The sequence below is a fragment of the Ruegeria sp. ABF4_144 genome, assembly GCF_056160045.1.
Genome location: NZ_JBSWWK010000001.1, coordinates 1,865,623 through 1,878,567, shown reverse-complemented (window position 1 = coordinate 1,878,567; position 12,945 = coordinate 1,865,623). Strand labels below are relative to the sequence as shown.

The 12,945-nt window shown below is 58.0% G+C and carries 11 protein-coding genes; 4 read left to right on the top strand and 7 right to left on the bottom strand.

Going from position 1 to position 12,945, the window contains the following annotated elements:
• Positions 1–21: 21 nt before the first annotated feature.
• Complete coding sequence (locus ACXAGD_RS09475) at positions 22–1,872, bottom strand: hypothetical protein (protein WP_475210008.1); 1,851 nt, start codon at positions 1,870–1,872, stop codon at positions 22–24.
• Positions 1,873–2,036: 164 nt separating this feature from the next.
• On the opposite strand from ACXAGD_RS09475, the gene ACXAGD_RS09470 reads away from it, so the two are divergent.
• Complete coding sequence (locus tag ACXAGD_RS09470) at positions 2,037–2,732, top strand: SIMPL domain-containing protein (protein ID WP_475210006.1); 696 nt, start codon at positions 2,037–2,039, stop codon at positions 2,730–2,732.
• Here the strand turns inward: ACXAGD_RS09470 and ACXAGD_RS09465 are convergent.
• The 3 genes from ACXAGD_RS09465 to ACXAGD_RS09455 all read right to left on the bottom strand — a co-directional run bounded on the left by ACXAGD_RS09465 (position 2,688) and on the right by ACXAGD_RS09455 (position 5,810).
• The gene (locus ACXAGD_RS09465; protein ID WP_475210005.1) at positions 2,688–3,446 is read right to left on the bottom strand and encodes a GNAT family N-acetyltransferase; all 759 of its coding nucleotides are present in this window, start codon (positions 3,444–3,446) and stop codon (positions 2,688–2,690) included. The genes ACXAGD_RS09470 and ACXAGD_RS09465 overlap by 45 nt on opposite strands.
• Positions 3,447–3,449: 3 nt before the next feature.
• Positions 3,450–4,742 carry an O-acetylhomoserine aminocarboxypropyltransferase/cysteine synthase family protein gene (locus ACXAGD_RS09460; protein WP_475210004.1) on the bottom strand — a complete coding sequence of 431 codons (1,293 nt, stop codon included), beginning with the start codon at positions 4,740–4,742 and terminating at the stop codon, positions 3,450–3,452.
• Between the two features lie 72 nt (positions 4,743–4,814).
• A complete protein-coding gene (locus ACXAGD_RS09455; RefSeq protein WP_475212538.1) occupies positions 4,815–5,810 on the bottom strand; it encodes a hypothetical protein in 996 nt (331 codons plus the stop codon).
• Positions 5,811–6,121: 311 nt separating this feature from the next.
• Here ACXAGD_RS09455 and ACXAGD_RS09450 point away from each other — a divergent pair, with 311 nt between their 5' ends.
• Genes ACXAGD_RS09450 through preA form a run of 3 tightly spaced genes read left to right on the top strand, consistent with a single transcriptional unit; the run spans position 6,122 to position 9,664 of the window.
• Complete coding sequence (locus tag ACXAGD_RS09450) at positions 6,122–7,456, top strand: NAD(P)-dependent oxidoreductase (RefSeq protein WP_475210002.1); 1,335 nt, start codon at positions 6,122–6,124, stop codon at positions 7,454–7,456.
• A 46-nt stretch (positions 7,457–7,502) separates the two neighbouring features.
• Positions 7,503–8,339, top strand: a complete 837-nt coding sequence (locus ACXAGD_RS09445; protein ID WP_475210000.1) for a methyltransferase domain-containing protein — start codon at positions 7,503–7,505, stop codon at positions 8,337–8,339.
• Positions 8,340–8,359: 20 nt separating this feature from the next.
• Entirely contained in the window at positions 8,360–9,664 is a 1,305-nt protein-coding gene (gene preA / locus ACXAGD_RS09440; protein ID WP_475209999.1) for an NAD-dependent dihydropyrimidine dehydrogenase subunit PreA, read from the top strand.
• Between the two features lie 222 nt (positions 9,665–9,886).
• Here the strand turns inward: preA and ACXAGD_RS09435 are convergent, their stop codons facing one another.
• The 3 genes from ACXAGD_RS09435 to ACXAGD_RS09425 form a co-directional block, all read right to left on the bottom strand.
• Positions 9,887–10,555, bottom strand: coding sequence for a hypothetical protein (locus ACXAGD_RS09435; RefSeq protein WP_475209998.1), 669 nt, complete (start codon positions 10,553–10,555; stop codon positions 9,887–9,889).
• A 3-nt stretch (positions 10,556–10,558) separates the two neighbouring features.
• Positions 10,559–11,959 carry a selenium-binding protein SBP56-related protein gene (locus tag ACXAGD_RS09430; RefSeq protein WP_475209996.1) on the bottom strand — a complete coding sequence of 467 codons (1,401 nt, stop codon included), beginning with the start codon at positions 11,957–11,959 and terminating at the stop codon, positions 10,559–10,561.
• A 235-nt stretch (positions 11,960–12,194) separates the two neighbouring features.
• Entirely contained in the window at positions 12,195–12,803 is a 609-nt protein-coding gene (locus tag ACXAGD_RS09425; RefSeq protein ID WP_475209994.1) for a TetR family transcriptional regulator C-terminal domain-containing protein, read from the bottom strand.
• Positions 12,804–12,945: the final 142 nt, after the last annotated feature.

Sequence of the window (12,945 nt, the reverse complement as noted above, 5' to 3'; positions counted from 1 at the left end):
AAGCGGGCGCAATCGCCCGCTTTAGCCCCGCGGCATTTTCAATGTCAGGTTCCGACCCTTTTTCTGATAGCGCAATTCGCTGTCACCAATTGCGATGACCTTGCCGCCATCCAGCCTGTCACCCACTTTCAGTTTCTTGTAGCGACCGCTGGGCAAGCGAACCAGCGCGCGCCGGTCGGCGGGCGTGCCGTAGACCCCGATCAGGTTCAGCTTGCGCAAGTTTAGTGCATTGTCGATCGTCGCTTGCCGCGCAACCGAGGCCGAGGATGGAATCTTGGGCGCTACGGCCTTGGGCTTAAAGCCCCCGGTGTCGATCTGACCAATACCAGCTGCCGAACCCAAACTGGCGGTCTGGGTGCTTGTCGAAGGGGCGAGACCTGCGGGCCGCGTTTTGGGGCGCGGCACGCTTAACCCACCCAGCACGGCGGGTGTGGGTTCTTCTTCGACTTCTTCTTGTTGCAAGGACGCAGGGCGAACTTTGGGGCGCAGTGCCGCCAGTTCGTCGCGCGACCGTCCACCTAATTGCTGACGTTCGAATCGTTCGTTCAGATCGCCGGGGCGCGGTTTGGGGCGCAATCCGGCCAGCCGGTCAGACGGGGTTTCCGGACTGGGTTCTTCCTCAAACCGGAGGGGCGGCGCGGGCGGTGCCTTTGACGGGCGCCCGAGATAGACGGCAATCCCCTCGGGGTTTAGCGTTCCCTCGGCACTGGGCGTGACCAGCCCTCGTTCATCCAAGTCGAACTGGGATCCGGCTATGCTGGGCAACGCAACCTGATCAAACGGCGCATCGGTGGCAAAACTTTCAACGGACGGCTGGGCAATCGCGTCGTTGGACAGGTTGGAATTGTCGACAGACGCCAAATACGGCTCTTCCTGCGTGGGCAGAGCAGGGGGTATCAGAGGAGCGGGTTCATTGATCTTTATGCCGGGTTGTGCCGGAACTTCCTGCGGCTCGGGTTCGCGGTCGATTTCTTCGACCAGCGTTGGGGCCACGTTCAGTGCTTCGAGGATCGCGGCATCCGTGGGTGAAACGTCAGGCTCCTCGACAGCGCCATCCGGTTCCTGCTCGGCCGTTTCAATGGTCGGTTCCACGGCTTCTGGCGTTTCCGGCGCAGTGTCGAGGATCTGAACTTCCGGTTCGGGCTGAGCGGTTTCAACCCGTGCCGTTTCCGGTTCTTCGTCGCTGTCGGGCGTAATCAGGACCCAAGCCCCCAACGCGACCGCGACGGCAACCGCGGCTGCCGCCGGCGCGGCATATCGTTTGACTACGGCTTCAGTAGACGGCCTAGGGGCAGTGTCGTCGGACGGCGTACGGAACACGTCCGGAGCGGTCGTGTCCGCAATGGCGTGGACATTCGGTGCAGGTGTTGCACCGCTTTGCTCTGCCGCTGGGCCGTCGTCCTTTTTGTCAGAAAACACCGGTTCCGTCGGGAACTGGGACTGATCGGTGTCCGCCGTGAACAGGACGGGAATGAACCCGTGCTCGGTTGCAAAATCACGCGCTTCGTCCAGCGTCTGTTTCGCGATGGCCGCAACATAGGTGGTGGCGCCGACCGTGCTTGTGTCAAAAATCAGTTGGTCGACAGAATAGGGCGTCGCATCGGCCAGCGCGGACTGGGCTTGTGTTGCGCTTTCCTCTGGCGTTTCGCCCTCTGTATCCGCTGACAGAATTCGAACCTGATCGGACGGAATCACGACCTTGCAGTTCAGGTTGTTTTCCAGCGCGAATGCCTTGTCCCGCAAATCATGAAGCTGCGCGTTCAGGTCTGGCGCATCCAGCGCAACCTCACCAATGCAGAACCAGTCGCCGTCGGACTGGTGGTGCACAGATATTCCGGTCGCAGAAAAAGACAGCGCAAAGGCGGGTTTCATATTCCCGAGGAACCATAATTGTCAGCATCAATGCAAACGACTTCTCGTCCGCAGAGTGACATTAAAGCAGGTTCCCGCCGAGGGAAAGAAAAAGCCGGAGATTCCCCTTGTCTGATCGGTCTCGCCATCACCATGTTGTTGGTAGAGAAATTGGAGGGAAGACCTTGAAGAAAATCGCTTTTCTGGCCGCGATGGTGGCCGTAACAGCAGCGGGCATTGCCCATGCGGAAGAACGTCGCATCACGGTGGACGCGGCAGGAACGGTTCAGGCGGCGCCCGATATGGCGACCATCACTCTGGGCGTCACAAATGAAAATGCAGAGGCGTCGAATGCCATGCAGGCGACTTCAGACGCCGTTGCGCAGATTCTGAAACGGCTTGAAGACATGGGTATCGAATCCCGCGATGTGCAGACACGGGACCTGTCCCTGTCGCCGGTCTGGTCCGGTCGCAACAATTCCAGCGGTGAACGGCCCGAGATTTCCGGATTTGTCGCCTCGAACAACGTTCATGTGCGGGTGCGTGATCTAACCAAGCTGGGCTCGATCATGGATGCGGTCATTCAGGATGGTGCCAATGATTTTGGCGGGCTGAGCTTTGGTGTGCAGGACCCCGCTCCGCTGCAGGCAGAGGCACGCGCCAAAGCCGTGGCCGAGGCCACAGCAAAGGCTGAGCAACTGGCACAGGCGGCCAACGTGACTCTGGGTCAGGTTCAGACGATCAGCGAACAAGTAGGCGGTGTTCGTCCCGCGCCTCAGATGCGCGCGATGAGCATGGCAGAGGGCGGAGGTGTTCCTGTCGCGGGTGGCGAGATTTCAGTCTCGGTCAACGTGATGATGGAATTCGGGATTGCCGACTGATCCAGAGGTTTTAGCGCGGGCTTTCAGCGGTTGCCGCTGTTGGCCCGTCTGATCGAAATTGTCCGGCGATAACCAAGCCTCGAACGCGACCTTGATGCGTGGCCACTCGCTGTCGAGGATCGAATACCACGCCGTATCCCGGTTGCGGCCCTTGTAGTGGGTTGCTTGCCGAAAAACGCCCTCGAAGGTAAAGCCCAACCGCTCGGCTGCGCGACAGGAGGCGGCGTTCAGCGCGTCGCATTTCCATTCATATCGGCGATAGCCCAACTCGTCGAAGACGCGACGCATCATCAGATACATGGTCTCGGTCGATTTCGGGCTGCGCTGCAATAGTGGCGAAAAGTGGATGTGTCCAACTTCGATCGCCCCCGCCGCAGGTTCGATCCGCAGGAATGATGCCATGCCAATCGGTGTTTCGTTTTCGTCAAGCACCGTGTGGAACATCGGATCAGCGTCCATACAGGTCGCACGGGTCCATTCCACAAAGTCATGTTCCGAGGAGAACGGTCCATAAGGCAGGTAGGTCCAGTTGCGACCGTCTGTATCGTTGGCAAACGCCCGGAATAGGCCGGGCGCGTGCCGATTTACGTCCAGCGGCACGACAGAACAATACTGGCCTTCCATCGGCGTATAGGGCGGCGTCGGGCGAGGAAAATCGCCCGAAACCGGCCTGCCAACAGGCTGGCCCAGATCGTTGGTGTCGTGCTCACTCATCGGTCAGGCCGACGCTTTGGCCAGCGCCTGATCCAAATCAGAGATCAGGTCATCGGCGTCTTCGATGCCAATGGACACACGCACCACGCCCGGACCAGCACCCGCGGCCTCTTGCTGCTCGGGGGTCAGCTGACGGTGGGTGGTCGAGGCCGAGTGGATGATCAGTGACCGCGCATCGCCAAGGTTGGCAACGTGGCTGAAAATCTCAAGCGAGTTCACCAGCTTGACGCAGGCGTCATAGCCACCCTTGACCGCAAAGGTGAACAGCGCGCCGGCGCCTTTCTTATACTGCGCCTGAACCCGGTCGTGATAGGGGGACGAGGGCAGACCCGCGTAGGTGACATAGTCCACGCGATCGTCTGCCTCGAGCCAGGCGGCGATCTTCTGGGCGTTTTCGACGTGACGCTCCATCCGCAGCGACAGGGTCTCGATCCCCATCAGCGTGTAATGCGCCGCTTGAGGGTTCATGGTCATGCCCAGATCGCGCAGACCGATGGCGATACCATGGAAGGTAAAGGCCAGAGGGCCGAAGGTCTCGTGGAATTTCAGGCCGTGATAGGCCGCTTCTGGCTCGCTGAGCGAGGGGAACTTGTCATTCGCCGACCAGTCGAACTTGCCAGAATCCACGATGCAGCCGCCGGTAACGGTGCCGTTGCCGGTCAGGTACTTGGTGGTCGAATGCACGACCAGAGTCGCACCCTGTTCGATGGGGCGGCACAGGTATGGCGTGGCCGAGGTGTTGTCGACGATCAGCGGGATGCCCGCCGCATCGGCCACATCCGCCAGAGCGCGAATGTCGGTGACGTAGCCGCCGGGGTTGGCGATGGATTCGCAGAATACTGCACGGGTGTTTTCGTCAATCGCGTCTTTAACAGCGTCCAGATCGTCGGTGTCCACAAACTTGGCCGACCATCCAAAGCGTTTGATGGTTTGGCTGAACTGCGTGACCGTGCCGCCGTACAGACGGGTCGAGGCGACCACGTTGCAGCCCGGACCCATCAGCGGGAACAGCGCCATGATCTGTGCCGCGTGACCCGAAGAACAGCAAACCGCGCCTACGCCGCCCTCAAGCGTGGCGATACGTTCTTGCAGAACGGCCACGGTCGGGTTGGTCAGGCGGGAATAGATGAAGCCTACCTCTTGCAGGTTGAACAGGGCAGCCGCGTGGTCTGCGTCACGGAACACGTAAGCCGTAGTCTGGTAGATCGGCGTCTGGCGCGCACCTGTTGCCGGATCGGGCCGTGCGCCCGCGTGAATTTGCAATGTGTCGAAACCGTAGGTCGGGCCGTCAGACATTGTTGAAATCTCCTGTTGGAATTTGTGTTGCTGAATCTCTAGGCGATCCGGCGCGGGCGCACAACAATCCTGTCAGCGCATCCAAAGGCCGTTGTTGCGGATTGTATTGCGGATGACCTGCTCGCGCGGGGGCAGGTTTTCACGGTCGAACAGGTCACGGATTTTATGGCCCTTGCGCTGCAGAACCAGCTTTTTGATCGGCTCATACCCTTTGAGCACTTTCTTGACCCTGTTTGGGGCCACGACGGTTTCCAGCACATCAACCACGTGGTCGCTTTCGCGGGCATAGAGCAGAGGGAACAGGCGATAGTGGCAGCTGACCGATCCGTCCAGCAGACCGGGGGGCAGGGCATCCCGGCCGCCACCAAGGGAATGAATGACCAAAGGCAGGGCGGCTTGATCCAACCAGGGGTCAAGGTTCTGCCCTGCCAGTTCAGGAATCTCTTCGTCTCGGATCGTGCGGGCATAGTCCAGAAACCGCTCTCCGAACTTGCGCGGGCAGGAATAGAAGAAGTAGCCCGCGTTGAAATACAGATAGCGCCGCCAGTAGTCCTTCGGCTGGCTGGTATCCTGCGAGCTTTCGAAATCAAGGCCAAAACGACGATAGAGCGCGTGCCAGATGCCATCGAAACCTGGGCCATAGAGCGTCGGCTTGGGCCACGTGCCTTCGACTTTTTGCGAGGCTCCGGGGTGGTCGAAGTTAAACGGCACCGAGGTCACGTCACCGGTGATCAGCGTGTCGCTGTCAAAGAAAACGAACGGCTCGCCCTCGGGCAGGGCCAGCAGGGCCTCGATCTTGTTGCCATAGGGATAGCTGTCGCCGAACACCTGATTGTCAAACGGTAGGATTTCAGCATCCAGTTGTCGCAGGGCTTTCAGTACATCTTCGTTTCGGATGCTTGGGTCCTGACGCCATCGCGGTCCGGGCTGTGGGACGGCCACAAACAGCCGCCCCTGAAAGTCCGGTGAGCTATGGCGCAGAGAGGCCGCGAACAGCAGGGCCTCGTATTGCAGCCGGTTATTTTGCCCGATGATGACAATGTTGAATTTCGAAGGGCTGGCCTGCATCAGGTGACTTTCACGTATCTGGCCGCTGTCCGGCACTGCTCGGGTTATGTTTGACCTACAGCACGTCGAGAGGTCCGTCAAAACCAGATGCAAGGAATTTTCGGATTCCGTGTAACCCGAGGCTGTGCTGGCGCAGCGCAGGTGCCGCAAGTTTTCCAAATGCAAGAAAAACAGGCGGTTTTTCCTATTAAATCGAGGGAATCCACCCTGTTTTTGCGATTTTTGCCGATTTTATAAATTTTACCAATTGATAAAAAATCAGATTGTGGCAAGCTAAAACCATAACGAACATATCTACAGGGAGTAGAGCGATGGCACAGGGCCAGATGGCCTCCGGCATTGTCTCCGGGCGGCTTTCCAGCGATGAACTGACCTCGAATTTTACCGATCTGCATCCGCCTTTGGCCGCGCATGAGGCCGCAGTGGCAGCGGATCGGTGTTATTTCTGCTATGACGCGCCATGTGTGACGGCCTGTCCGACGGATATCGATATTCCGTTGTTCATGCGTCAGATTCAGGCCGGGCAACCCGTAGCTGCGGGCGAGACTATTCTGGCGCAGAACATTCTGGGCGGCATGTGCGCCCGCGTCTGTCCGACCGAGACATTGTGCGAAGAAGCCTGCGTGCGCGAGACCGCCGAAGGTGCCCCGGTTGAGATCGGTCGCCTTCAGCGCTATGCGACCGATAGCGTGATGGCTGCGGGTGAACATCCGTTCCAGCGCGCCGCGCCGACCGGTAAAACCGTTGCTGTGATCGGGGCAGGGCCTGCGGGGCTGGCCTGTGCGCACCGGCTGGCGATGTTGGGGCATGACGTGGTGATCCACGAAAGCAAACCCAAGCCTGGCGGTCTGAACGAATACGGCATCGCCGCCTATAAATCGACCAATGACTTTGCACAGGCCGAGGTCGACTGGCTGCTGAATATCGGTGGTATCACGATTGAGACCGGTTCGGTGCTGGGCGAAAGCGTCTCGCTGGACGGTTTGGTCGAAAACTACGACGCTGTTTTTCTTTCCATCGGTCTGGCCGGGGTGAACGCCCTGCGCGCGGAAGGGGCTGACAAGGACGGTGTTCGGTTCGCCGTCGATTTCATCTCGGACGTGCGTCAGGCATCTGATCTGGCGAACTTGCCGGTAGGGCGCAATGTCGTCGTTATCGGCGGCGGTATGACTGCCGTGGACGCGGCGGTGAAATCGAAACTGCTGGGTGCCGAGCATGTGACCATCGCCTACAGGCGCGGCCGCGACGCGATGGGTGCCAGCCGGTATGAACAGGATCTGGCTGCTTCGCATGGTGTGAAAATCATGACCAATGTGCAGCCCGTAGCTGTGCATGGCAACGGAACAGCGGCTGAGATCGAATTGGAGTATACCTCCAGCGAAAATGGTCAGTTGACGGGCACCGGAGAAATGATCCGCCTGCCAGCAGATCAGGTCCTCAAGGCGATCGGCCAGAAATTGGACGGCGCGCCGGAAGGGTTGAAGCTGGACGGCAACAAGATCGCGGTTACCGAGACAGGCCGCACGTCGCTGACCGGTGTCTGGGCCGGGGGGGACTGTGCCGCTGGCGGCGAAGATTTGACCGTGACCGCCGTGGCCGAAGGCCGGGATGCAGCGATGGACATCCACGCAACGCTGGTTTCGTGATAGGATGGGGTATTCACCCCATTCCTTTCGCTGCTGAGGTATTCCCATGTCCCAGATCGAACAAGCTGTTGCCCAACACTACACAACTGGTGCCCTGACCGAACGCGTCCGCGCGGCGCTTGAGGCCAGCGGTATCGACCCTGACGCGGCAACTGTCGCCGATTTGAAGGCGGGGGATGAGTTCCACACCGGAGGTGTACTGGCGACAGACAACCTGTTCGCTCAACTCGCGCCGACCCATGCGACGCGGGTGTTGGATGTCGGGTGCGGCATTGGTGGGACATCGCGTTACATCGTGGACCGTTATGACTCGACGGTGACCGGGATCGACCTGACGCCGGAATTCGTCGAAACCGCAACTGCGTTAAGCGATCTTGTCGGGCATGCTGACAAGTCTAGCTTTCACGTCGGTAGCGCCCTGAACATGCCAGTCCCGGATGCGGGTTTTGATCTTGCCGTGATGTTGCATGTCGGCATGAACATCAAAGACAAGGCCACGCTGTTTACCGAGATCTCGCGAGCTCTGGCCACGGGCGGAACCTTTGCCTTGTTTGATGTTATGGGTGGTGAGGTCGCCGAGCAGTTGGAATTCCCTCTGCCCTGGTCGACCGTTGCCGATACGTCATTCGTCGATGCACCTGAGGTATATAAAGATGCCGCTGCTGCGGCGGGTCTTGAGTTGGTGACCGAGACCGACCGGACCGAGTTTGCCGTGCAGTTCTTCGAGGACGTCTTTGCACGCCTTGCTGAAAGCGGACCGCCCCCTTTGGGCATTCACCTCATGATGGGCGAGACGGCGCCCGAGAAGTTTCAAAACTACGTCAAAAACCTAAAAGCCGGGCGGATCAGCCCGACTGAAATGATCTTTACAAAAACCGGCTGAGGAGCCGGAAAGGAGTACCTATGGCCGATCTGAAGACGAACTTTCTGGGTATTGAAAGCCCGAACCCGTACTGGCTGGCCTCGGCGCCGCCGACCGACAAGGAATATAACGTACGCCGCGCATTCGAGGCCGGATGGGGCGGTGTCGTCTGGAAAACGCTGGGGTCCGAGGGCCCGCCGGTCGTGAACGTAAACGGGCCGCGGTATGGTGCGATCTACGGCGCGGATCGTCGGTTGCTGGGTCTGAACAACATCGAACTGATTACCGATCGCCCGCTTGAGGTGAACCTTGAGGAAATGGCGCGGGTAAAGGCTGACTATCCTGATCGTGCGCTGATCGCCTCGATCATGGTTCCGTGCGAGGAAGAAGCGTGGAAAGCCATCCTGCCGCGCGTGGCCGAGACCGGCGCGGATGGGATCGAATTGAACTTCGGTTGTCCCCATGGGATGAGCGAACGCGGCATGGGATCGGCTGTGGGGCAAGTGCCGGAATATATCGAGATGGTGACCCGCTGGTGCAAGCAATACTATGACCGCCCGGTCATCGTGAAGCTGACGCCGAACATCACCGACATTCGCAAACCTGCCGAGGCCGCCAGGAACGGCGGCGCGGATGCTGTGTCGCTGATTAACACCATCAACTCGATCACCAGCGTCAATCTGGACACGTTCAGCCCGGAACCCTCGATTGACGGCAAGGGCAGCCACGGTGGTTATTGTGGTCCGGCGGTGAAACCGATCGCTCTGTCCATGGTGTCCGAGATTTCGCGCGCTCAGGCAACGCACGGTCTACCGATTTCCGGTATCGGCGGCGTTACAACCTGGCGCGATGCAGCAGAGTTCATGGCTTTGGGATGCGGCACCGTTCAGGTCTGCACCGCTGCCATGACCTATGGGTTCAAGATCATTGATGAACTGACCGCTGGCCTGTCCAAATGGATGGACGAGAAGGGCTATGAGGACGTCTCGGAAATCGTCGGTTTGGCCGTTCCGAATGTTACTGACTGGCAATATCTGAACCTGAACTATGTGGCCAAAGCCAAGATCAATCAGGATCAGTGCATCAAGTGCGGTCGCTGCTACGCTGCCTGCGAAGACACCAGCCACCAGGCGATCTCGATGTCCGAAGACCGGGTGTTCGAGGTGATGGATGACGAATGCGTTGCCTGTAACCTGTGCGTGGATGTCTGCCCCGTGGACGGATGTATCTCGATGGTGCCGATGGCGGCCGGAGAGGTCGACCCACGGACTGGGCGCGAGGTTCAGCCGGACTATGCCAATTGGACGACCCATCCAAACAACCCAATGGCAAAGGCCGCCGAGTAAAACTCATCACAAAGAAGAAGGGGCTGGCGAACAACCAGCCCTTTTGCCGTCAATATTGCCGCACAGCCACAGGCCTGTGGGTTTGTCATTCTACATAGAACAATAGCACCCGTAGATTTCTTCGGGAGCAGAGCGTTGAGGTCCCTTAGGCGGACAAAGCAACCGTTCGCTGATGCACGAACTAAACGATTGCTCAGCGTTCTATTTGGCCCGGCATTCCTGTTAACCAGCCGAATGAACGAACAGCAACGAAATTGATCCAACAAGTATCAAGCTAAGCGCCCAAACAATATCCAGGTTGAACCAACTCCTTGAGAGAAACCTAAGGCCCAGCCAATGGTAAACACCGAATGCAAGCAACCCGCCTGAGACTGTCATGGCCAGCGTGTGGGCCAAGGCGACACCAATAGCGATTTTGGCGTTGCCGGTCATCAGATCAGCAGCCGCTGCGTGGCCTTGGTCCGTGGAGATCGTGCGACAGATGCCCAGGTAAATTGGAACCAACATCAGCCCCGCACCATGTGCCATTGCTGCCAAAAACGACCAGAGCGCAAGTCGCGACGGAGGTACCCGCGCAAGGATTCGCGGATGACGCCGGTTGAACAATAGATAGACGCCCAGTCCGATCACGAGGCAAGCCGCGAAGATTTGAATCTCACGCTGCCATTCGGCCAGAAAAAGCAGTGCGGTAAAGGGAAAAAGAATGGCACCCATCGCAACCAGATGCCCGGCTGCCAGAGCGATCAAAGCCTTGAACAGGCTGTTGCGGCTTTTGTCCATCAGCGCCGCAGAAACTGCCAAAGGCCAACCCATGCCCGGATTGACCCCATGGTATATGCCCGAGGCGACAACAGCCCACCAAAGGGCTGTTGCCGTGTCTAATCCGTCCACGCGTCAGACAGACGGGTAGCAGAAGCTATCGGTTGAGCAGTCTCCACCTTCAAGGCGGATCTGATGGCTGCGATAGCCCTTTGGGAACTCGACATAGAAATCCTTGTCCAGTTCCAGACCACCGTTTTCCCCGACATTGGCCATGACCATTTGCCCGCCCTCATCATCAGGGTAGAACTGATCATCCCATGTCGAATACAGCGAGTTGGTCCAGTAGACCCGCTTGCCGTCCCGGCTGATCTCAACCATCTGGGGGCCGTAAGCAAAACCCTTGCCGTTCGGATGTTTCGCCCCGCGCGCAATCCCGCCAAGTTCGACCTTGCCGGTCAGCTTGGGGTTCATCGGGTCGGACACATCATACTGATGCATTTCACCCTGACCCCAACACGCGACATAGAGGTACTTGTCGTCAAGACTCAGGTCTATGTCGGTGACCAATGGAGGTACGGCTTCAAATCCCTGCAACAGGGGCGGAAGGTTCTCGGCCTTCTCAGGTCGCGGATCAATCGTGATCGTCTTTTTCGCCTCGAATGTTCCGTCATCCTTCTGCCACCACGTGAAAATTGCACCCTGCAGGTTCGTGGTGTCCACGACGACGCCGCAAAATCCATAATCCTTTGCCGGATCATGAGCGGGCCGTATTTCCAAAGCCATCTGGTGGTTTTCACCCAGATCGATGGTTTGGACGTTGCGGCGTTCGCGAAGGTTCCAGAAATGGATCTTGTGACCGTATTTGTTGGACAGCAAATCCTCGGCCACGATCCCGTTTTCGAACTGTGGTGGCAGCCCCCATTCCGAGCTCACCATGTAGTCGCGCGGGAGGTTCCACCAGAAGTCATAGTGTTTGTCCTGTTCACCGCGGTCCATTTCGTAGCGACCCAAGACATCAAAGGTTTCGCAGTCCATGATGAAGATACCCGGAGGGCCATCTGTGCCATCGGCACCGCCGCCGCCAAGCGTAGAAACATAAATCCCTTCGGGGCCGCAGTGGATTGTGTGCGGGCGGGAATAACCCGTTTTGGCGAACACCTCTTCTGGTTCGATGATCTTGTGAATCTTCGCCTTCAGGGGTTCCTTTACGTCGATCACGTAGATGCGCGAGGACCGGATACCCGGTATGATCAGATATCTGCGTTCCAGAAAAGCATGCCCGGTTAGTGGCGAGAGTGCAGATGAGCACGCGTTCCAACCGAAGTGATGAAATTCATCGCCCTTGTTGGGCATCATAAGCTTATGAACAATCTGGCTGTATGTCTTCGATTCAGGATCAACATCTACGACGGCCAAGCCATCAGGCTGGGAGCCGTCCGGGCTGAGCATCAAAGTGAAGGCCAGCGTTTCCGCAGGCGCTTCCATAGCAAGTTTCGGAGTTGCGTGAAAAGTTGGGTCAGGTCTCAGGTTCATAACTGGCTCCTCCCAGGCCACAGGCGCCAAGTCTAAATCCAAGTTTGACAGGTATCGCCCGGAACTGAGAATGGCACATATTCAAGATTCGTTAAAACGTCTCAAACTCAGGGGCTGGATTTTGCCCCCCTAAATCTGCTCTTCTAATGCCTGAATTGGGCTTGGAACGGGCCACAAACTCTGAGCTTCACTAACGTTCACTTGCACCACGTATTGGAAAGGACTGGGTCTGATTTCAGGGTGTGAGAAGTTTACGATAAAGCGTGTCTATGAACGGTTCGGCACCTTCAAACGGGTCCTCGTCGCCCAGAATCGCGCGGACCTGTACATCGAAATCGGCGTAGTGCTGTGTTAGTGCCCAGATCGAGAAGATCAGGTGATAGGGGTGAACCTGAGCGATTTTACCATCGTCCATCCATTGCTTCAGGATCGCGGTTTTTTCATCCACCAGCTGTTTCAGGTCCTGCGACAGCGCGTCGTGAATGCGTGGGGCACCCTGGACCAGTTCGTTGGCAAACAAACGGCTTTCGCGCGGCAATTCGCGGCTCATCTGCAGTTTGCGGCGGATGTAGGAAAGAATTTCCTCCATCGGGTCACCGGCTTCGTCCAGATCGTGCAGCGGGGCAAGCCAGACGTCCAGCAGACCAGACAGAAGGGCGGTATGAATCGCCTCTTTCGACGGGAAGTAATACAGCAGATTTGGTTTGCTCAGCCCGGCTTCGGTCGCGATTTGATCAACGGTCGAACCGCGAAACCCATGTGCCGAGAACACATTCAGAGCAGCGTCCAGAATCGCTGCTCGGTTCTTTAATTGAATTCTGGTTGGGGCACGATCTTTGGGCATGTTTTCAGGCTGTCTCTTTTTCCGGCAAGCAGGCGCCGTTTATGCCAAAATTATCGACGGCGTCTCGCAATTTCTTGACTGATGACCAACCCGTGATAGCGTGAGTTTGACCAGATGGTCAAATCAAGACACCAAAAGCGAG